Source organism: Nostoc sp. (assembly GCF_036916655.1).
Taxonomy (GTDB): domain Bacteria; phylum Cyanobacteriota; class Cyanobacteriia; order Cyanobacteriales; family Nostocaceae; genus Nostoc.
Genome location: NZ_JBALFY010000093.1, coordinates 305,385 through 328,189, shown reverse-complemented (window position 1 = coordinate 328,189; position 22,805 = coordinate 305,385). Strand labels below are relative to the sequence as shown.

The following is a 22,805-nucleotide window of genomic DNA, read 5'->3' as shown; positions in this document are numbered from 1 at the left end:
ATGACAACAGTTGAATTTTTAGCTTCACTCAAAAGTTCAGGCATCAAAGTCTGGATTGAAGATGAGCAATTACGCTATCGCGCTCCCAAAGGAGTAATGACATCAAATCTTAAACAAGAATTAGTGGAGCGAAAAATAGAAATAGTTACATTTCTCAAACAAGCAAAAGATGTCAGAGGTGATAAACGTCTAGTAACTGATGTCCAGTCAATATTTGAGTTAGAAAGTGAAAAGCCCAATCAAATTGAACTGTGGCCATCATTAGCAGAGTTCTTTGTCTATGACGAGTTTTTGTACTACGTTCTCACCAACGATCGCCGCAGAAATGACAGCTATAAAGCGGCTATTAATCAGTTAGTCAAAGATAAAGTAGTTGTTGATATAGGAACAGGCAAAGATGCAATTTTAGCTAGATTTTGTGCAGAAGCCAATGCGCGGAAAGTCTATGCAATTGAGATGAGCGAAAAGTTTTACAACTCAGCCAGAGATTGTATCAACAAACTTGGATTATCGGACAAGATAACCCTAATTTTAGGAGATGCCACCAAAGTTAATCTACCTGAATTAGCAGACGTTTGTGTTTCAGAAATTGTTGGCTCCATAGGAGGAGTTGAAGGCGCGGCAGTAATTTTAAATAACGCCAGAAGATTTTTGAAAGAAGATGGAGTAATGATTCCGGCAAGAAGCATTAATAAAATTGCTGGTGTTTCTTTACCTGATGAATTTTTGCAAAATCCAGGTTTTACAGAAATTCCAGCTTATTATACCCGTAAAATATTTGAGCAAGTTGGATACCGCTTTGACTTAAGGCTATGTCTGAGACATTTTTCTAAATCCAGCATAATCTCTACTAGCTCGACTTTTGAAGACCTAGATTTTGCAGGTATCGTTGAACCAGAATATAGTCACGAAGGCAATCTCACCATTTTAAAAGATTCGAGATTGGATGGCTTTGTTGTCTGGTTAAATCTACACACAATAGAGGGAGAAGTTATCGATGTATTAGAGCATGAATATTGCTGGCTACCTGTATATTTTCCAGTCTTCTCTCCGGGGATTCAAGTTTCTGAAGGAGATAAACTTGAAGTCATTTGTAGTAGCTCACTTTGCGATAACAATCTGAACCCAGACTATAAAATAGAAGGATCAGTAATTAAAATCACGGGAGAAAAAATCTCATTTGAATACCATTCTTATCATTATAAAAGGGTATTTAAACAAACGCATTTCTATGAAAAAGTTTTTTCGCAATATACTGTTGATTCTAAAATAAAAAGCTCTATCGTAACAGCAATAAATTAGTAGATATATTATTGTGCTTTGCTAGTAAAATATAAAAGATATGAGTAATAGTAATAAAATCACAGTATTTGAATTTTTATCTTTACTAAACAGTTTAGACATAAAAGTTTGGATTGAAAATGACCAGCTGCGCTTTCGCGCTCCCAAAGGAGTAATGACTCCAACCATCAAGCAGGAGTTGATAGAGCGAAAAAAAGAAATACTTAGTTGTCTTCAAGAAGCAAGAAGTGAAAATAAATTAGCTTTTGAACCTATTTTACCTGTTGATAGAGATAGGCATTTACATCTATCCTTTAGTCAACAAAGATTGTGGTTTATCCATCAGTTAGATAAACAAAACCCTTTTTATAATGGCATTGTACAACTGCGGATTACTGGTGCGCTAAACGTAGCCGTATTAGAGCAGAGTTTCAATGAAATTATCCGTCGGCACGAAGCTTTACGGACTGTTTTCCCAACAGTAGATGGATTGGCAATACAGAAGATTATCCCTACTTTGACTATTAGCATCCTAGTAGTGGATGTAGAAGGATTAGAAGCAGTTGAAATTCAACAACTAGTTACTAAAGAAATTCAGCAACCTTTTGATTTAAGTATCGATCCTTTACTACGAGTTACTCTACTGCGCCAAGCGGTAGAATCTCACTTATTAGTATTGACTATGCACCACATAATTACTGATGCCTGGTCAATGGAGGTATTTTTCAAAGAGTTAGCAGTTATTTATGATGCTTTTACTAAAAAACAACCAAATCCCTTACCAGAGTTAGCGATACAATATGCTGATTTTGCCCTCTGGCAACGCCAATGTTTAACTCAAGAAATTCAACAAAAGCAACTTGATTACTGGAAACAACAGTTAGCTGATGCACCGCCGTTATTGGAGTTGCCAACGGATTATCCGCGCCCCCCAGTGCAGACTTTTTCTGGTAGCACCAGCAGATTTCAAATTGACAAAGATTTAAGTTCTCAACTAGTAACTTTTAGCCAAAAATCAGGTGTCACTTTGTTTATGACCCTGCTGACAGCTTATACCGTTTTACTGCATCGTTACAGTGGTCATGATGATATTTGTATCGGTTCACCTTTCGCTAACCGCGATCGCCAAGAACTTGGATCACTAATCGGCTTTTTTGTCAATACTTTAGTTTTGCGTACCAACTTGGCAGGTAATCCCAGCTTTCACGAATTACTAAGTCGTGTTCGTGAAATAACAATGGAGGCATACAATCATCAAGATTTCCCCTTTGAAATGCTGGTTGAAGCATTACAACCGCAAAGAGACCTCAGCCATACACCCCTATTTCAAGTAACATTTATTCTTCAGGATACTTCCATAACTCCAGTAGAGTTGAGTGGGTTAACTGTCACTTCATTGCCCACAGAAACTACAACTACCAAGTTTGATTTAACTTTATTAATAGAAAACACTGCTGCTGGACTGGTGAGTGTATGGGAGTATAACACCGACTTATTTAATACCAGCACAATTGAGCGCATGGCTGGGCATTTTCAGACATTGCTTAAAGGTATTGTTGCTAACCCAGAAGAGAAAATTTCCCGATTGCCACTGCTGACACAAGTTGAGCAGCATCAATTATTGGTTGAATGGAACAATACTCAGACCGATTACCCTGATGATAAGTGTATCCATCAATTGTTTGAGGAGCAAGTTGAACGTACACCAGATGCAGTTGCAGTTGTGTTTGGCGATCGCCAACTGACCTACAATAAATTGAACTGTCAGGCTAACCAATTAGCACACTACCTCAAGTCTTTAGGAGTGGAAGCAGATGTCCTGGTTGGTTTGTGTGTCGAGCGTTCTTTAGAAATGGTTGTGGGACTACTAGCCATTCTCAAAGCAGGTGGGGCTTATGTACCACTTGACCCAGAGTATCCCCAAGAACGCTTACAATTTATGCTGGCAGATACTCAGGTCAAAGTGCTGTTGACTCAAGAGAAATTAGTAGAGTCACTACCTGGACATCAAGCGCGTGTTGTCTGCTTAGATAAAGACTGGCAAAGTATTCAGGAAGTAAATCAGGATAATCTCAACAGCACAGTTAGCTCTCAAAACCTAGCTTATGTGATTTACACCTCCGGCTCTACAGGAACACCCAAGGGAGTAGTCGTCACTCATCAGGCTGTAAATCGGCTAATCTTCAATACCAACTACATACAATTAACACCCGATGACCGCGTTGCTCAAGCAGCGAATATTGCTTTTGATGCTGCTACTTTCGAGATTTGGGGAGCATTACTTCACGGAGCAAAACTAGTTATTCTCAATCAATCTGTAATGCTCAATCCGAAAGAATTTGCTGCAAATATGCACTCTGGTGAGGTCAGCGTCTTATTTTTAACCACAGCTTTATTCAATCAGTTAGCCAGTTTTGTACCGCAAGCATTTAGTTCTTTACGATATTTATTATTTGGTGGTGAAGCGGTTAACCCCGGATGGGTGCAAGAAGTCTTAGACAAAGGCGCACCACAGCACTTACTTCATGTCTATGGCCCAACAGAAAATACCACATTTTCTGCTTGGTATTTGGTAGAGGAATTATCAATAAAAACCGCTACTATTCCCATTGGTCGGGCAATTTCCAATACCCAAATCTATTTATTAGACCAAAACTTACAACCTGTACCGATTGGTATACCAGGAGAATTGTACCTTGGTGGAGTAGGATTAGCACGCGGCTACCTGAATCGCCCAGAATTAACACAAGAGAAATTTATTCCTAATCCATTTAGCACTAACCGACATTCGCACCTCTACAAAACTGGGGATTTAGTACGCTATTTACCCGATGGCAACATTGAATATATCAGACGCATTGACAATCAAGTAAAAATTCGGGGCTTCCGCATTGAATTAGGCGAAATTGAAGCAGTACTAAGCCAAAATTGTGATGTTAAAGTATCTTGCGTCATCGCCAAGGAAGACAGTGTAGGTGCTAAGTGTTTAGTTGCTTATGTAGTACCACAAAAAAATGTGACACTCAAAACGGGCGAACTGCGCCAGTTCCTTGCCGATAAATTGCCTGGGTATATGCTGCCATCTGCTTTTGTGATATTAGATTCCCTACCTCTAACACCCAATGGCAAAGTCAACCGTCGCGCTCTACCTGACCCAGATTTACATCAAGAATTATCAGATTATGTGATGCCAAATACAGAAGCGGAGAAAATTCTCGCTGATATTTGGCAAAAAGCATTAAAAGTAGAAAAAGTAGGTATTTATAATAATTTCTTTGAACTAGGAGGACATTCTTTACTACTAGTAAAGATTAATCAGCAATTGCAAGAAATGTTTGGCTTTGAAGTTTCAATAGTTGATATGTTTAATTACCCAACTATACATAGTTTAAGCCAATACTTAAATAGGAAAGATCGCAAAACAGATAGCATCAAGCAAAATAATTCTAATAATCAATCTCCTAAAAAAATCAAATCTTTAAATATCCAACAACTAGAATCCAGACAACAATATCACTCCCAGATAAATAATGCTCGTGATAACAATTTAAAAATAGCAATTATTGCTGTTGCTGGTCGGTTTCCCGGAGCCAAAGATATTGAATCTTTTTGGCAGAATATACATAATGGTGTAGAATCTATTTCCATATTTACCGATGAAGAGTTGTTAGAATCTGGTGTTTCTCCAAATTTATTGAATAATCCTAATTATGTGAAAGCTAGTCCTGTTGTATCAGACATTGAATTGTTTGATGCAAATTTCTTTGCTTATAGTGCTAAAGAAGCTGAGTTAATAGACCCACAACAACGCTTATTTTTAGAGTTGGCTTGGGAAGCAATAGAAAAAGCTGGTTATGACCCACAAACATACAATGGTTCTGTAGGGGTTTATGCTGGTGTAGGGATGAATCATTATGCGATCAAAAATATATATTCTAATCATCAATTATTAGAAACACTTGACTACCTTCAATTAGTAGTTTCTAACGAAAAAGACTTTTTACCGACAAGAGTAGCCTATAAACTCGACTTAACCGGGCCAGCAGTCAATGTACAAACAGCCTGTTCTACTTCTTTGGTTGCAGTTCATCAAGCTTGTCAAAGCCTTTTAAATCGTGAATGTGACATGGCTTTAGCTGGTGGAGTGTCTCTGGGTGTTCCCCAAAAAACAGGTTATTTGTATCAAGAAGGAATGATTCTTTCCCCAGATGGACATTGCCGTAGTTTTGATGCTAAAGCACAAGGAACAATTGCAGGTAGTGGTGCTGGGATTGTGGTATTGAAAAGATTAGAGGATGCAATCAGCGATCGCGACTACATCCATGCAATCATTAAAGGTTCAGCGATCAATAATGATGGTGCGATGAAAGTCGGTTACACTGCTCCTAGTGTTAGTGGTCAAGCAGCAGTAATTGGCGAAGCTCAAGCTATAGCTGGTGTAGATGCCGAAACAATTTCCTACATCGAAGCTCATGGTACAGCCACACCTTTAGGAGATCCGATTGAAATTGCCGCTTTAACTCAAGCTTTTAGGCAAGCCACAGATAAAAAAGGTTTCTGTGCTATTGGTTCGCTAAAAAGTAACTTGGGACATTTGGATACAGCCGCAGGTGTCGCAGGTTTGATTAAGACGGTATTATCACTACAAAATAAAATGCTGCCTCCTAGTTTGCATTTTGAGACACCATCACCCAAAATTGATTTTGCTAACAGTCCTTTTTATGTCAATACAAGTTTAAAGGAATGGAAAACAGATAATACTCCTCGCCGTGCTGGAGTTAGTTCCTTTGGTATGGGTGGTACTAATGCTCATGTGATTTTAGAAGAAGCACCAGTTTTTGAGCAGGGGAGCAGGGGAGCAGGGGAGCAGGGGAGAAATTATCAACTTTTGGTTCTTTCTGCTAAAACTGAGAATGCATTGGAAACAGCAACAAATAACTTAATCACGCATTTAAAAGAGCATCCAGAACTTAATCTAGGTGATGTAGCTTATACAATTAATAGTGGTCGTCGGGGTTTTAATTACCGCCGGATGTTAATTGCTCAAGACTTAGAAGATGCTATAGAGCAAAAACAAGTTTTTACCAATTATACAGAGATTACAGAACGGCCTGTGGTCTTTATGTTTCCCGGTCAGGGTTCTCAGTATGTCAACATGGCGCGGGAAATTTATGAAACTCAGGCAGTATTTAAAGAACAAGTTGATTACTGCTCAGAAATTCTTAAACCCTTACTAGGGTTAGATTTACGTCATATTCTTTATCCTAGTGAAGACAAGATTGATGAAGCATCGCAGCAACTTCAACAAACAGCGATGTCTGATGACAAGCTGCTTCGCATCTACGCTCAACCTGCTATTTTTGTAATTGAATACGCCCTAGCCCAATTATGGCAGTCTTGGGGAGTGGAACCACAAGCTGCGATCGGTCATAGTATTGGCGAATATGTAGCAGCAACTCTCGCCGGAGTTTTTTCCTTAGAAGATGCTTTATCTCTAGTAGCAGCACGCGGACAATTGATGCAGCAGCTTCCCACTGGGGCTATGCTTTCAGTTCCCCTGCCCGCAGAAAAGGTAAAATCCCTGTTAGGATCAGAACTTTCTATTGCAGCGATTAATCAACCTTCGCAGTGTGTAGTTTCTGGTTCTGTAGCCGCAATAGAGGCGCTACAAAATCAGCTTGCTGCTCAAGGAATTGAATGCCGCCGTCTGCATACTTCCCATGCCTTCCATTCCCAGATGATGCAACCCATCTTGGACGCATTTGCACAGGAAGTCAAAAAAATCACTTTAAATCCCCCCAAACTTCCTTATATCTCCAATCTAACTGGTACTTGGATTACAGTCACTCAAGCCACCAATCCTGATTACTACACTCAACATTTGCGTTCTACAGTGCTGTTTGCTCAAGGTGTAGAGAAATTATTGGCAACACCGGAACAAGTCTTATTAGAAGTAGGGCCAGGACATACACTAACTACATTTGTTAAAAGACATCCAGATAAAGTCGCCACACAAACCGTTTTAACTTCGGTACGTCATCCCCAAGACAATAAATCCGATAATCATGTTTTATTTACTACATTAGGTCAACTTTGGTTGGCTGGAGTCAAGATAGATTGGTTTGGATTTTATAGTCAGGATGAGTATTCTCGTCTTCCCTTACCAACTTATCCTTTTGAACGCCAACGTTATTGGATTGAATCACCAAAAAAACATAGCGATGAATTTTTTAAAATTACATCTTCACCAAACTACAATCATTCTCAGCCAGAAAACTTATCTACTATCCACACTAGACCAAATTTGCCCAATTCCTATGTAGCTCCCCGCAATGAGCTTGAAGAAAAAATTGCCGATATCTGGCAAGAATTGTTGGCAATTAAACTCGTGGGAATCCATGACAACTTTTTTGAATTGGGAGGAGATTCACTAATAGGTGTGCAATTTATCACTCGACTACGAAATAATTTTGCTATTCAATTATCTGTAGACAGTTTGTTTGAGTTTCCCACAATAGCAGAAATAGCTCCCAAGCTAGAGCAACAATTAGATACTAACTTAGATGCAATTGATAGAGAAGAAATCGCAATATAAATAATTACGAATTAGGTGAAGTGGAGGTAATTTCTGTGAATGTCAAACAATTAGTATCTGAGCTTTCTCAGCGAGGTGTGAAGTTGTGGGTTGAAGGTGAACAGTTGCGTGTTAATGCTCCCAAAGGAGTATTGACAGTAGAAACCCGTGACTTACTTGCTAAGAATAAAGCAGAACTGATTTTGTTACTTGAGCAGAAAAATGCAATTGCTACCCTCCATGATTTACCTTTAATTAAAAGCGATCGCACTCAAAAATTACCTCTATCTTTTGCCCAAGAACAAATCTGGCTCTTGAGTCAATTAGAACCAGATAATCCCTTCTACAACGAATTATTAGCTTTGCGGCTTCATGGTCAATTAAACGTCGTGGCACTAGAGCAAAGCCTCAACAAAATTATCGCTCGTCACGAAGTTTTACGTACCAATTTCCGCACTATCAATGAGCAACCAGTACAGGTAATTGCCGAAAGCTTAACCTTAAGTGTGGCAGTAGTAGACTTAACAAAATATCCTGAAAGTGAAAGAGAAATCGCCCTCCAGCAATCAGCTAAAGCAGAAGCTACTCAACCATTTGACCTTGTAAGTTCTCCTTTAATCCGAGCTTCTGTATTTCAACTTACAGAGGTAGAACAGGTTTTGCTGCTGACAATACACCACATTGTTTTTGATGGTTGGTCAACAGGTGTATTGATGCGGGAGTTAGCAAGCATTTACTCGGCTCTGTGCCACAACTCATCCCCACAGCTACCTGAGCTACCAATTCAGTATGCGGATTTTGCGATTTGGCAAAGTCGGTTGTGGCAAACAGGGATAATTCAAAAACAGTTTGATTACTGGAAGCAACAACTCAAAAACGCTCCCACTTTATTAGAATTACCGACAGACCGACCTAGACCAGCCGTGCAAACTTTCCGGGGGGCGCGTCAATATATACAACTGCCAATTGAATTGAGTGAAGCACTTGCCAATTTTAGTAGGCAAGAAAGAGCTTCCCTGTTCATGACGCTGTTTACGGCTTATGTTACCTTGCTTTATCGCTATACAGGGCAAGATGACATTGTAGTAGGTACACCCATTGCTAACCGCGATCGCTTAGAGATAGAAGGGTTAATTGGCTTTTTTGTCAATACTTTAGTTCTACGCACAGATTTATCAGGCAATCCCAGTTTTAGGCAGTTACTAGGTCGAGTTAGGCAAGTAATACTCGAAGCTTACGCTCATCCAGACCTACCCTTTGAGGAATTGGTCAAAGTATTGCAGCCACAAAGGGATCTGAGCTATTCACCACTATTTCAAGTGTTGTTTGCCTTTCAGAATCTACCTGCCTCTGGAGTAGAACTTAGTGGTTTAACAGTCAGTCAATTTGCGGCAGAAAGCGCAACCGCAAAGTTTGATTTGACCTTATCAATGCAGAACACTGCCACTGGACTAGTCGGTATGTGGGAATATAACACTGACTTGTTTGATGCAGGTACTATCGAACGGATAGCAGGGCATTTTGTGACCTTACTAGAAGCCATTGTGACTAACCCGCAGCAGCAAATATCACAATTGCCCCTACTGACAGCAGCAGAACAACGAAAATTACTCGTTGAATGGAACAATACACAAATTGAGTATCGCCGCGATCGCTGTATCCATCAGTTGTTTGAGGAGCAGGTAGAGCGTACACCCAATGCAGTGGCAGTTGTGTTTGGCGATCGTCAATTAACTTACTATGAATTAAACAGCCGCGCTAATCAGTTGGCGCACTACCTAAAAACTTTGGGTGTAAAATCTGAAGTCTTGGTAGGCATTTGCGTCGAGCGTTCTTTAGAAATGGTCGTGGGACTGTTGGCGGTTCTCAAGGCGGGTGGTGCATACCTGCCACTTGACCCAGAGTATCCAACTGAGCATTTGCACTTTATGCTTGAAGATGCTCAAGTTTCAGTATTAGTCACCCAACAGCATTTAGTTGATAAATTACCTGAGAATCAAGCAAAGCTTGTATGCTTAAATACTCAGTGGGAAAAGATAGCTCAGTCCAGCCAGAATAATCTCATCAGTGATATACAACCAACTAATCTGGCTTATGTGATTTATACCTCTGGTTCTACAGGAAGACCAAAAGGCGTGATGATTGAGCATCAGTCTTTGGTCAACTTTACCAAAGCTGAGGTAACACAATGGGGCATTAACCAAAAAGATTGCATTCTCCAGTTTAGTTCTTTCAGTTTTGATGTCTTCGCTAAAGATATTTATCCTTGCTTAAGTGTTGGCGGCACGCTGGTATTGCGTACAGAACAGATGTTAAATTCCTGGTTCGCTTTGATTGAAGGAATTGAACGTTGGCAAATAACCGTACTGAATGTACCAGCAGCCTACTGGCATGAATTAGTTACAGAATTGGCTCGAACAAACAAGCGTTTGTCACCGAGTCTACGACTAATAACCATTGGCGGAGAAAGATTACTCCCAGAAAAAATCAAGCTGTGGTACGAATATATACAACAAAATTCAGATTTATATAAAACTTCTCCACAGTTAATTAACGGTTATGGGCCTACGGAAACAACAATTCAAGCTAGCAGCTTTCCTTTATCTGCCCAAATGTGTGACTCGGCTTTATCCTCGATTCCCATTGGTCGCCCTGTTTCTAACACACAAATTTACATCCTCGACTCAAACTTACAACCAGTTCCCATAGGTATACCAGGAGAACTGCACATTGGTGGAATAGGATTAGCGCGAGGCTACCTCAATCGCCCAGAGTTGACACAGGAGAAATTTATTCCTAATCCCTTTGCTCGAAGCAGGGGGGCAGAGGGGCAGAGGAGCAGGGGGGCAGGGGGGCAGAGGGGCAGAGGAGCAGAGGAGCAGAAATTCTTCCCAGTCCCCAATCCCCAATCCCCAATCCCCAATCCCCGACTTTATAAAACTGGGGATTTAGTACGCTATTTACCTGATGGCAATATTGAGTATATAGGACGGATAGATAATCAAGTTAAAATTCGTGGCTTCCGAATTGAGTTAGGCGAAATCGAAACAGCACTCAGCCAACATGGAGATATACAGGCATCTTGTGTCATCGCCCGTGAAGATATTCCTGGTGATAAACGCTTAGTTGCTTATGTGGTAGCACATCAAGACTGTACACCGACAATTAATGATTTACGCCACTTTCTCAAGGCAAAACTTCCAGAGTACATGGTTCCAAATGCAATAGTGATTCTGGAGTACCTGCCACTCACCCCAAACGGCAAAGTAGACCGCCGCGCTTTACCCGCACCAGATTTACACAGCAAACCCGAAGATAAATATGTTGCCCCACGTACTCCCGTTGAAGAAATGCTGGCGCAGATTTGGGCGCAAGTATTGAAAGTAGAGCAAGTGGGTATTTATAATAACTTCTTTGAACTGGGGGGACATTCACTACTAGGAACGCAACTACTATCACGGATTAGCAGCGTTTTCCAAGTGCAGATACCCTTGCGTAGTCTGTTTGCCGCCGCCACAGTTGCGGAATTAGGACATTTGATTGGGCGATCGCAAGCAACGTCTCTACCTCCTTCCCCACCCATTTTACCAAGGTCAAGGGATGCAATATTACCATTATCTTATGCTCAACAGCGTTTGTGGTTCTTAGACCAGTTACAGCCGGGCAGTGGTTCCTACAATATGCCCCTAACTTTGCGTCTATTAGGAACTCTCAATCAAGATGCCTTAGAACGAAGCTTACAAGAAATCATTCATCGCCACGAAGCTTTACGCACCAACTTTATTACAGTTGATGGAAAACCTTCTCAAGTTATTAGGGAACAGGGGGTAGGGGGCAGGGAGCAGGGGGCAGGGGGCAGGGGGCAGGAAATAGGAAGAACTTCTGACCCTACGCTTTGGACAGTCTCAATTGTTGACTTAAAACATTTAACCACCACCGAAAAAGAAGTTGCTACACAGCAATTAGTGCAACAACAAGCTATTCAACCTTTTAATCTGGCAGATGAACCATTAGTTAGGGCAACTTTAGTTTTACTGTCCGAAACAGAACAGGCTTTGTTGGTGTTTATACATCACATTGTTTCCGATGGCTGGTCAATGGGTGTGTTCATCCAAGAGTTAGCATCGCTGTATAATGCCTATTCTCAAGGTCGGCAGTCACCGTTAGCACCACTACCGATTCAGTACGCAGATTTCGCGTTATGGCAGCGAAACTGGTTGCAAGGGGATGTACTGCAAAGCCAACTCTCGTACTGGCAACAACAACTAGCTTCCTCACCAACTTTATCTTCCCTACCGACAGACCGACCTAGAGGGGCTGTGCAAACTTACCACGGGGCATATCAAGAGTTTGCACTTTCAAAAGAACTAACTGTTGCGCTCAAACAGTTGAGCCAAACAGAAAGCGTAACTTTGTTTATGACGCTGTTAGCAGCATTCCAAATCTTGCTATGGCGTTATAGTGGGCAGGATGATCTCTGCATAGGAACACCGATCGCTAACCGCAACCGTGCAGAGATAGAACCATTGATTGGCTTTTTTGTCAATACCTTGGTGTTGCGTACCCGTTTGGATGGTAATCCTAGTTTTAAGCAGCTACTAGCACGGGTGCGAGAAGTCGCTTTGGGAGCATACAGTTATCAAGATTTGCCTTTTGAAATGTTGGTGGAAGCATTGCAGCCAGAACGAAATCTTAGTCACAACCCAATTTTTCAAGTATGGTTTAATTTAATTAACTTGGCAGATACCCAACCGGAACTGTTGGGATTGTCTGTAGAACCGATATCGATACCAGAAGCAGCTTCTAAGTTTGACTTAAGTTTGTATGTTGCAGAACACGAACAAGGAATAAACCTGCAAGTAGTTTATAATTCTGACCTATTTACTTGTGAACGAATCGTGGAAATGCTGCAACAATTCCATCATTTGCTGAATCAAATTGTTGTTGAGCCTGATAGTGAAATTGCCTCTTATTCTCTTGTCACACCACCAGCGCAACTTTTACTACCAAATCCCACAACTGCTATACCAGAACCAGAATACGAATTAGTTACAACAACTTTTACCTCTTGGGTAAATAGCACCCCAGAACAGCCAGCAGTACGTCAAGGAACTCGCACTTGGAACTATGGAGAATTAGGCAAATGCTCTCAAGCTTTAGCTAGAGTGATGCTGAGTCACGGCATCCAACGGGGAGATGTTGTTGTTTTGTATGGGATATCTAGTTTTGGATTAATTGCCAGTGCGATCGCAGTGCTTTTGAGTGGCGGCGTATTAATGACACTCGATCCCCAACTTCCCAGCGATCGCCAAAAGTTAATACTCCAAGAAGCTCAAGCTAAATACATATTAGACCTTGATGGTCAGCACCCAGAAACCCAGGAGATATGGCAATCTCTAACTGTTATACGTATAAATCAAGACACAGCAGAACCGATAAATCATCATCACCAGGAAAGTAGTAATAAAATACCCATGCCGGAAATATCCGGTGACGATCCAGCCTATATTTTCTTTACTTCTGGTAGTACAGGCGTTCCGAAAGGAGTGTTAGGGTGTCACAAAGGGATAGCGCATTTTATCAGTTGGCAGCGTCAGACTTTTAAAATTAGTCAACAAGACCGCATTGCTCAATTAACAAAACTTTCCTTTGATGCCATCTTAAGAGATATCTTCTTACCTTTAACCAGTGGTGCAACCTTATGTCTGCCAGCAGCAGGGGATAACTTAGAACCGACAAAAATTCTGCATTACTTGGAACGCGAACAAATTTCTGTCGTACACACAGTTCCTTCCTTGGCACAATCATGGTTAGCTAATGTACCCTCTGAAGTCTCCTTGCGTAGCTTACGCTGGTTATTCTTTTCTGGAGAACCTCTGAAGGAAACACTCATCCGGCGGTGGCGGGATGCTTTTCCCCAAGCAGGAGAAATCATCAATCTTTATGGGGCGACAGAGACAACTTTAGTCAAGTGTTATTACCAAGTACCCAGCGAACCGACACCAGGAATACAGCCAGTAGGAAGGCCAATGCCTGACACTCAAGCACTTGTTTTGAGTGTAAATCAACAAATGTGCGGTATTGGAGAACCGGGCGAGATTGTTTTGAGGACACCATTCCGCAGCTTGGGCTACATTAACGCCCCTGAAGAAATGCGCTCTCGGTTCGTCAAAAATCATTTTCGCAATGATCACCAAGATTTGTTGTACTATACAGGCGATCGCGGTCGCTATCTTCCCGATGGCTCTCTAGAAATTCTCGGTCGCCAAGATTATCAAGTCAAGATTCGCGGCATACGCATTGAGCTTGGGGAAATTGAGACAGCGTTAGCACAGCACCCATCTGTGCATCAAACTGTAGTGATTGCCTATGAAGATGTTCTGGGCGAACAAAGCTTAGTGGCTTACATCATCCCAAATCGAGAGTCAGCACCAACTATTAGTGAAATTCGCGGCTTCCTCTCTACCAAGCTGCCACAATATATGCTTCCTTCTAGTTTTGTATTTCTAGATAGCTTGCCACTAACAGCCAACGGTAAAGTAGACCGTCGAGCATTGCCCGCACCTTCTCACATCAATAACTTGGGCAAATTTGTAGAACCCCGTAACCAAATAGAACTGCAATTAGTACAAATTTGGTCAAAAATTCTCAAAGTTGACAAAGTGGGAGTACAAGAAAACTTTTTTAACCTTGGCGGTCATTCCCTTTTGGCTCCCTACTTAATGGCTCAAATTAAACAGCAGTTTGGTAAAGAGATTCCTTTAGCCAGCCTGTTCCAAAATCCAACTATTGAACAGTTGGCGACAATTGTACAAGTAGAATCGGATAGCTCAAATTCATCTTGTTTAGTACCAATTCAGCCTAATGGTTCAAACTTACCTTTCTTCTGCGTTCCCGGTGCTGGTGGTGAGCCTTTCTACTTGTATCACTTAGGGCGTTACTTAGGAGCAGAGCAACCGTTATACGGTTTTCAACCAAACAAGTTTGATCGAGAATTAGAGCCAGCCACCCAAATTAAAGAGATGGCTAGTCGTTACATTCAAGCAATACAAAGTGTTCAGCCGCAAGGGCCATACTTTTTGGGAGGGCATTCTTTTGGAGGCAAAGTAGCTTTTGAAATGGCGCAGCAGTTGCTTCATCAGCGATATGAAGTTGCCTTGCTTGTCATTATTGATACTACTGCACCAACCCTGAATGAAAGAAAAACACGTCTTGATTGCCTTGATTGGGATCGTGCTAGGTGGCTGATTGACTTGATCAAAACAGTAGAAGTTGCGCTGGTAACGAAGATAGATATTACTGAAGATACGTTGCGATCGCTACCTGAAAATAAGCAACTAAATTACATTTTAGAACTTTTCAAAATGGTTAATATGCTACCACCTAATGCAGAAACTACACAACTCAAAAATATGCTGCAAGCTTATAAAACTAACTCTTTATCTCTAATTGATTATGTACCACAACAAATCTATCCTGGTGGGATTAAGCTTCTACGTGCCAGTGAACCTCTTGGGGACAACTATGCTAGAAAATTACCTGCTGAGATGTTACAAGATTCAGCCTTGGGGTGGAACGAGTTTTCTGGCAAACCAGTGAATGTCGATTTTCTTCCTGGCAATCATGTAACTATGATGTCTGAACCCTACGTTCAAGTTTTAGCCGAACGCTTGAAAGTCTACATCCAGCAAGCACAAGCACAAAGTTAATACCAACTTTATAAAACTCGACAACATATTTTGTAATTACGAATTGGAATACCATAGCAATCAATAATTCAAAGAATATTTATGAATAAAAAACTACCAATGCTTGGAGTTTTAGGTGGTATGGGGCCTATTGTTACTGCTGAATTTCTCAAATCTATTTATGAATATAATCAGTTTATTGATAAAGAACAAGAAGCACCCAACGTCATTGTTTTCTCCCTACCCTCTGCACCCGATCGCACCAATTCAATTAATAGTGGGAATGAACGAGAATTTATTGATTTTATGCAACTACATCTAGAAAGCCTCAATAAATTAGTTGACCGTATAGTAATTAGTTGTTGTACATCTCATTACGCTCTGCCTTATATCCCAGAACATCTGACTAATAAAGTAATTTCTTTAATTACAATTGTAGACCAACAACTACAAAAACATGATGAACCTGCCCTTTTACTGGCAAGCGCAGGTACTTATCGCAAAAAACTATTTCACGAAGGTTGCACTGCTGCCAATCGCATTATTTATCTATCTGAAAAAGATCAATACTCGCTCCATGAGATGATATATAGAGTATTGAAACGAGGACAAGAGCCACTCACAATTCTTGTAGATATCCAAGATTTGTTACATAAATATAAGACCAGTTCCTATATTTCAGGTTGTACAGAATTTCATCTGTTCACCAAATCGCTTAAGCTACATGGAATTGATTTTATCCAAGCGATCGATCCTTTAACTACAATCGCCAAAAATTTTTATCAGCTATTAGAAACATCCACGTTTAATTCTAATTTATTTACAGAAAATATAAAACTTACTAAGCAATTTAATTCAGCAGCTACTAACACTAAAATATCTTTATGTGAAACCATTTAATTGTACATAAAATGTTTTATTATTTTATTGCTATGCCTAATGAAATAGAAAGTAAATTTTTACTGCCTCCTACCCTATCCTTACTATAAATAGTATTGTCGGCCTACTCATGCAAACTCAAGCTTTTCCTAATCAATCTTTAAAAAAGACTTTTTTTCTTTCAAGTTTTACTCAATTTTGGGAAAACATCAAAATGATTGCTGGCCCTTACTGGTTTCCTACAGAGGTAGGAGGAAGGGCATTTTCAGAAGTGATACGTTCCTGGGGGATGTTAATTCTCCTGATATTCTTAGTAATGGCACTTGTGAGCGTAACTGCCTTTAATACTTTCATTACTCGCGATTTAATAGATGTTATTGAGGAGAAAGATGCTTCTAGATTTTGGCAAATGATATCGTTCTACGCTGTTGGTCTACTGTTTGTAACACTTTTGGTAGGATTTTCTAAATTTGTTAGAAAAAAAATAGCTCTTGATTGGCACCAATGGTTAAATAATCAAATATTAGAAAAATATTTGCGTAATCGCGCCTATTATAAAATCAATTTTAAATCTGATATTGATAACCCAGACCAACGTCTAGGGCAAGAAATTGAACCTATTGCTAGAACTGTTCTTAGTTTTTCAACTACTTTGTTAGAAAAAGTTTTAGAAATGGCGATTTTTTTGAGTATTCTTTGGTCAATTTCTCAATTTGTTGCATCTGTTTTACTTGTTTATACAATCATAGGAAATTTAATCGCTCTTTATTTAACTCAAGAACTAAATAAAATTAATCAAGAAAAGCTGGAAGTTGAAGCAGATTATAATTATTCCCTAACTCATGTTCGGAATCATGCCGAATCAATCGCTTTTTTTCAGGGTGAAAACCAAGAATCGAATATCATTAGGCGTAGATTTAGTCAAGTTATTAAAAATATTCAACGCAAAATTAACTGGGAAAGAAATGAGGACATATTTACCAGAGGGTATCAAGCCCTGATCCAAATATTTCCTTTTTTAGTGCTTGCACCTTTATACATAAATGATGAAATTAATTTTGGACAAGTTAGCCAAGCTAATATGGTTGCTAATCTATTTGCTGGTGCGCTAGCAACACTCATCAGTGAATTTGGTACTTCAGGAAGATTTTCGAGTTACATTGAGCGTTTAACTGAGTTTTCAGATGCGTTAGAAGCTGTTACCAAAGAGCCAGAAAATATTAGCAGCATTAAAACTATAGAAGAAAACCGTCTGGCTTTTGAGAATGTTACCTTACAAACGCCCAACTATGAACAGATGATTGTTGAAGACTTATCATTAAACGTTCAGCCTGGAGAAGGTTTATTAATTGTAGGGCCGAGTGGTCGAGGTAAGAGTTCTCTGTTGAGAGCGATCGCAGGTTTGTGGAATGCGGGAACTGGTCGTCTGGTGCGACCTCCCTTAGCCGAAGTGTTGTTTTTGCCCCAACGTCCTTACATCATTTTGGGAACTCTGCGCGAACAGTTACTCTATCCTAATATAAATCGCCAAATGACTGACGCAGAACTCAAAGAAGTTTTGCAACAAGTCAACTTGCAGAACTTGCTAAGTCGAGTTGAAGGCTTTGATACAGAAGTTCCTTGGGAAAATATATTATCGCTGGGAGAACAACAACGCCTAGCGTTCGCCCGACTATTAGTTACTCATCCTAGCTTCACTATCTTAGATGAAGCAACAAGTGCTTTAGATTTGAATAATGAAGGTAATTTATATCAACAGTTGCAATCAGCAAACACAACTTTTATCAGTGTTGGACATCGAGAAAGTTTGTTTAACTATCATCAATGGGTTTTAGAACTCTCACAAGATTCTAGTTGGCAACTTGTGACTGTGCAGGATTATCGGTTGCAAAAAGCAAAAGAAATTGCCACTAATACTTCCGAAAATGCTAAGGTCATCTGAGAATCTGATCAACCAGAAATATCCACAGAGATAGACGCGATCGCCGGACTTTCTCATCAAGATATTCAGGGATTAACAGACTCTAAAATTAACACCATTAGAACCGATCTTACGGTGTTGATTTTGTAAGAAATCAGCCTAAAACTACGTGAGTTCGACGGAACTCTACAAGAAAGTATTATTATGTATATGGAAATACATCTTTCTTTTAATACATACATAAATGCAATAGCTCGTACTTATAAGGTATGGGGCACACAGTCTTTCCCTACACCCCATACCCCGTTTGCGATCAATTCAACTAACTACCTACCGAAAAGAGAACAGAGCTGATGTTAGACAACTGGTTGAGCAAAAAACAGATTTGGCTGCTGCGTGGTGTAGTGGTTATGATTTTTGTGATACAAGTTGGAGCGTATTTCTGGAGCAGTTACCGAGCAACGAATATCTGCAAGTTGTCGCAGCCTCATTCCCAGTATTGCGATTTGACAGTAGTGCGAAAGTTAAGTGGAGTAGCAGAAGCGATCGCCCTTTCTTGGGATGGTCACACCTTAGTGTGCGGCGGTGGCAAAAGCTTTACCGTCTGGCATCTGCCAAGTCAGCAGCCGCAATTAACCCTCAAAGGACACGCCAATGATATTTATGACCTTGCGCTTTCTGCTGATGGTCAGACTTTGGTGAGTGGGAGTTTAGACAAGACCATTAAGGTGTGGAATTTAACGACGGGAAAACTCAAATTTATGCTCAAAGGGCATTCTGAAGTTGTAAATGCACTGGTGATCACACCCAATCAGCAAACAATTGTGAGTGCCAGTTCCGACAAGACCATTAAGATGTGGAATTTGGCGACTGGACAATTAACAAGCACATTGGCACAAACACCGGATGCTGTAATAACTTTGGCGCTGAGTCCAGATGGCAAGACTTTGGTTAGTGGCGATTCGAGCAATCACATCACTGTATGGGATCTGGCAACTGGACGAAAACGCGCCACTTTGACTGGACATTATGGTACAATATCTACCCTGGCCATTAGTCGTGACGGTCAGTTGCTCGCTAGTGGTAGTGCCAAGCAGGTAAAAGTGTGGAACCTGACAACAGAAAAATTGTTGCAGGATTTTGGGGGCTTCTATTTTCCGCAGATCACCATCGCCTTTAGTCCTGATGGGCAGTCTTTAATTGCTGGTGGAGGATATAAACCATACCGGGTTTGGAATCTGGTAACAGGAAATATGGAAGCAACTCTGCCCGATGTTAGCAACTGGTCAGGGGCAATGGTATTTAGTACAGATGGCAAGACTTTGTTTAGTGGAACACAGGACGGAATTACGGTGTGGAAATTTCCTGCACCAAGCCACCCGTAAAAGAATGTTTTAAAAGTTATGAGAGTCTTGCGTCTGAGCTATTCGTCTGGTTTTAAAACTGCCAAAGTTTGTGCAAGTGAGAGTACTGCATCTGCCAAACTAAAATCCCGTTTGTGTTCGTACAAGAATTGATATAGTCGTGGGTTTTGCTCTTGAAAATCCACCAGTGAACTGAAGATTTTATATAATTCTTCATACACAGATTTTCTTGAGCGGCTGTCTCGAAACAGTGCTTTAGATGCTTCATTTCCCCGATCATCATTATTAAATGTCAGCCCAATTCTACTGAATTAAATGTCAGCCCAATTCTACTGATGTTTTAGGGGAATCCTAGTGGCAAGTTATTTCGGTCTCTGCAATTTTATAGTTCCCGAACCACAAGTAAGAATACCATTTTGATAAATTGGATCGCTTAATTGGATAGTGCCTGGTAATTTGTTTTGACATATAATTGCGAAAGTTTTTAGTTCATTTTTAGAATTTTTAGTATTAGGTATAATAAAGATACCACTAACATAACCTATTACTGGTATTTTGACGAACCATCCCTTTTTTACATACTCTCGTCGGGGATTTGCATAATTGAATGCAGAAATTGGGGTTATTTTTATAGAATAGTTATAGTTTTTTGACGAGTTTGACATTTGTTCTTTAAGAGCAATGTCTATTTCATGAATCGACTTACTAAAAATGCCATTATGCTCTAAAAAGTATCTCTGCTGACCACGAGTCATCATGCCAATTGAAGCCAGTCCTACTGATGATGTACTCCAACTTTCATTACTAAAATTTAAAGGAAATAAATTATATATAATTGGTGGCAATATAATCCAGACAAAAGGAATAAATGCTAGCAAAAATAAAGCTTTAAATCGTGTTTTTTTATCAAGTTTTAAGAGAAGATTCATGACTATTTTCTGCCCGAGATAATTTGTTTTGTTGACGAACACTCTGAAGTCTTTAACACAATCTCTTACATCAAAATTTAAAATTGTACCCTTACAGGGAAGCAAGCTACGCGCAGCGTCTCGTAGAAAAGAAAAAGACTGGAGGGGATGTAAGTCTTTCCCCTCTACACCTGCCCAATCCCCAATTAATTCAACGGCTCCATAATGGCTCTTAAACCATTGCTAGAGAGTCTTTTGAGCATTTCTTTAGCGTTATATTCACTGCTAAATACTCCTGCCTGCATAACTTTTTGACCTTCCCAAACTGTAGGAAATGCACCAGGAACAAGCGATCGCACTAAATCTTTATCCTTATCAGTTGCCAGTGGCACTACTACGCGATAACGCACACCAAATTGTGTTGCAGAGTTACCACGATATGGAATACTTGCAGAACTTGTTCGCAAATTGCGAGTATTAGCAATGGGAATATTGTTGTTAGGAAGTGGTAAAAGTGCGGAAGCATCTGGGACAGCAGTTTCCAGTATTGGTGATGGCTGCTGTATTTGATTCCTCATAGTTGGAACTGGTGGCTGTGCAACTGAATTAGATGGATACTCAGGAGCAGTAAACTCAATCGTATTAGGATCGATCCGCACATAATTTAACTGTGGTGTATTAGGTGGCTGTGCAACTTGAGTGTTAGTTGGCAGTCTACCTGACAAGCTGCTAGGAGTAGGAAATCCGGCAACTTTAGAGGTGGGTGGTTGTTGATTGGATCTAGCGGTGGAAAGTGATATGTTAGCTGGCACCAATGGCAGCAGTTGACTATTTAATTGGCCAGAAACAGGATTATTTGCTGAAATGTTGTTGCTGCTTTGCCTATTAGTAGTTTCAGAGATTTCGGGAGATGAAAAGCTTATTTCACCGTTTGCTGGTATTTCTCGTAAAACATTATTGGCAGCAGGTTGAGAATTTTGGGTTGCTAGTGCTGTTGTCCCGTTAATATCCAGCTTGCCACTGATGCGATCGCTCACAAGGTTGTTACCAGCAGCAGAAATCACCTGTTTAGCAGCGCTGGCGTTAATGTCGTAGCGGCCGTTATTTTGAAATGTATTACCCCCAGGTTCCGATGCATTACCCAAATCTGGCATTGCTTGAGCGATCGCAACTAAACCATCTTCTTTATTATCTTGAATAATATTATTCCGCAAAATTGGGCGGGCTTTTGCTTGTACCACAATCCCCGATCTATTATTCTGAATTTGATTGCCAATAACTACAGGAGCGGAATTTTGGGCAATATTAATCCCAAACCCCGTTTCGTGAAAGACATTTTCTTTCACTTGGGGACTAGAGTTACCAGCAATTGTGATCCCATTGGCTCCATTGCGATCGAAGTAATTCTTACTAATAGTAGGTGCAGCATTACCACTGACAGAAATCCCATCTTGAGTACTGCCAGTAAATGTATTTTCTGCAACTACCGGGTTGCTAGATTCAATCCATAAACCGTAACCACGGGGGTTAGAGTTCGTCACTGTCACCCCAGTGAGCAAAACTTGGTTTGCCCCCACAATTGTGACATTTTGTCCGGCAAAACTCCGACTCAGATAATCACCGCCTCCTTGAATAATAATGTCCTTACCTTGATTGCTAGGGTTGCCTTGAATTGAAACACCTGGTTTCAGAATTAAGGGAAATTCCTCTCCTGTCTCGGCGCTATAAGTACCCGTGGAAAGCATAATTACAGTATTGGCATTAGCTAATCGCAAGGCTTGGGTAATAGTTTTTACAGGACTGGATTCGCTACCATTGCCTGCCTTGTCATCTCCGATGCTAGGGTTGACAAACAGCACGTTAGTCTGAGAAGGTATTTTTTCACCTAGAGGCGCTGAATCTGGTGTTGATGGAATCTGAGCGAACGCGCAACCCAGAAACGCCAAACTTGCTGCTCCCAGACTGACGGTAAATAATAATACTGAAAAACTGAAGAATAAAAGCCTTGCTGATTTCATAAACCTCAGCTTTGCAATCAGAACATCTACTCTACGGTACTTATCAAACACATAAGGGAGAATCATATTTAACACGACTCCTTAGAAGTAATCATAAATTCTTATACTCTTACAGAGTATTATGTCGATAATATTACTCATATATTGACCAATTGGCGATATTTCATACAGA

Annotated in this window: 9 protein-coding genes; 6 read left to right on the top strand and 3 right to left on the bottom strand. The window is 40.4% G+C overall.

Features of this window, described 5'->3' with window-relative positions:
- The 6 genes from V7L31_RS25430 to V7L31_RS25405 all read left to right on the top strand — a co-directional run bounded on the left by V7L31_RS25430 (position 1) and on the right by V7L31_RS25405 (position 19,728).
- Positions 1–1,302: an SAM-dependent methyltransferase gene (locus tag V7L31_RS25430; protein WP_334698832.1), complete on the top strand. Its 1,302-nt coding sequence runs from the start codon at positions 1–3 to the stop codon at positions 1,300–1,302.
- 40 nt (positions 1,303–1,342) lie between these two features.
- Positions 1,343–7,876, top strand: a complete 6,534-nt coding sequence (locus V7L31_RS25425; RefSeq protein ID WP_334698831.1) for a non-ribosomal peptide synthetase/type I polyketide synthase — start codon at positions 1,343–1,345, stop codon at positions 7,874–7,876.
- Between the two features lie 35 nt (positions 7,877–7,911).
- Positions 7,912–15,564: an amino acid adenylation domain-containing protein gene (locus V7L31_RS25420; RefSeq protein WP_334698830.1), complete on the top strand. Its 7,653-nt coding sequence runs from the start codon at positions 7,912–7,914 to the stop codon at positions 15,562–15,564.
- Between the two features lie 81 nt (positions 15,565–15,645).
- Positions 15,646–16,443, top strand: a complete 798-nt coding sequence (locus V7L31_RS25415) for an aspartate/glutamate racemase family protein (protein WP_334698829.1) — start codon at positions 15,646–15,648, stop codon at positions 16,441–16,443.
- A gap of 109 nt (positions 16,444–16,552) precedes the next feature.
- Positions 16,553–18,364: an ABC transporter ATP-binding protein/permease gene (locus tag V7L31_RS25410; RefSeq protein WP_442944485.1), complete on the top strand. Its 1,812-nt coding sequence runs from the start codon at positions 16,553–16,555 to the stop codon at positions 18,362–18,364.
- A gap of 332 nt (positions 18,365–18,696) precedes the next feature.
- Entirely contained in the window at positions 18,697–19,728 is a 1,032-nt protein-coding gene (locus V7L31_RS25405) for a WD40 repeat domain-containing protein (protein WP_334698828.1), read from the top strand.
- A 38-nt stretch (positions 19,729–19,766) separates the two neighbouring features.
- Here V7L31_RS25405 and V7L31_RS25400 read toward each other — a convergent pair whose 3' ends face one another.
- The 3 genes from V7L31_RS25400 to V7L31_RS25390 form a co-directional block, all read right to left on the bottom strand.
- Positions 19,767–19,928, bottom strand: a complete 162-nt coding sequence (locus V7L31_RS25400) for a hypothetical protein (RefSeq protein ID WP_334698827.1) — start codon at positions 19,926–19,928, stop codon at positions 19,767–19,769.
- Between the two features lie 141 nt (positions 19,929–20,069).
- Positions 20,070–20,636, bottom strand: a complete 567-nt coding sequence (locus tag V7L31_RS25395; RefSeq protein WP_334698826.1) for a type IV pilin-like G/H family protein — start codon at positions 20,634–20,636, stop codon at positions 20,070–20,072.
- 185 nt (positions 20,637–20,821) lie between these two features.
- On the bottom strand, positions 20,822–22,699 hold the full coding sequence (locus tag V7L31_RS25390) for a DUF1565 domain-containing protein (protein ID WP_334698825.1): 1,878 nt from the start codon (positions 22,697–22,699) through the stop codon (positions 20,822–20,824).
- Positions 22,700–22,805 lie beyond the last annotated feature (106 nt).

Bases quoted from the DNA above. Each gene is read 5' to 3' on its own strand.
- V7L31_RS25415 (WP_334698829.1), top strand. From the start codon at position 15,646: ATGAATAAAAAACTACCAATGCTTGGAGTTTTAGGTGGTATGGGGCCT.
- V7L31_RS25425 (WP_334698831.1), top strand. From the start codon at position 1,343: ATGAGTAATAGTAATAAAATCACAGTATTTGAATTTTTATCTTTACTA.
- V7L31_RS25405 (WP_334698828.1), top strand. From the start codon at position 18,697: ATGTTAGACAACTGGTTGAGCAAAAAACAGATTTGGCTGCTGCGTGGT.
- V7L31_RS25410 (WP_442944485.1), top strand. From the start codon at position 16,553: ATGCAAACTCAAGCTTTTCCTAATCAATCTTTAAAAAAGACTTTTTTT.
- V7L31_RS25390 (WP_334698825.1), bottom strand. From the start codon at position 22,699: ATGATTCTCCCTTATGTGTTTGATAAGTACCGTAGAGTAGATGTTCTG.
- V7L31_RS25395 (WP_334698826.1), bottom strand. From the start codon at position 20,636: ATGAATCTTCTCTTAAAACTTGATAAAAAAACACGATTTAAAGCTTTA.
- V7L31_RS25430 (WP_334698832.1), top strand. From the start codon at position 1: ATGACAACAGTTGAATTTTTAGCTTCACTCAAAAGTTCAGGCATCAAA.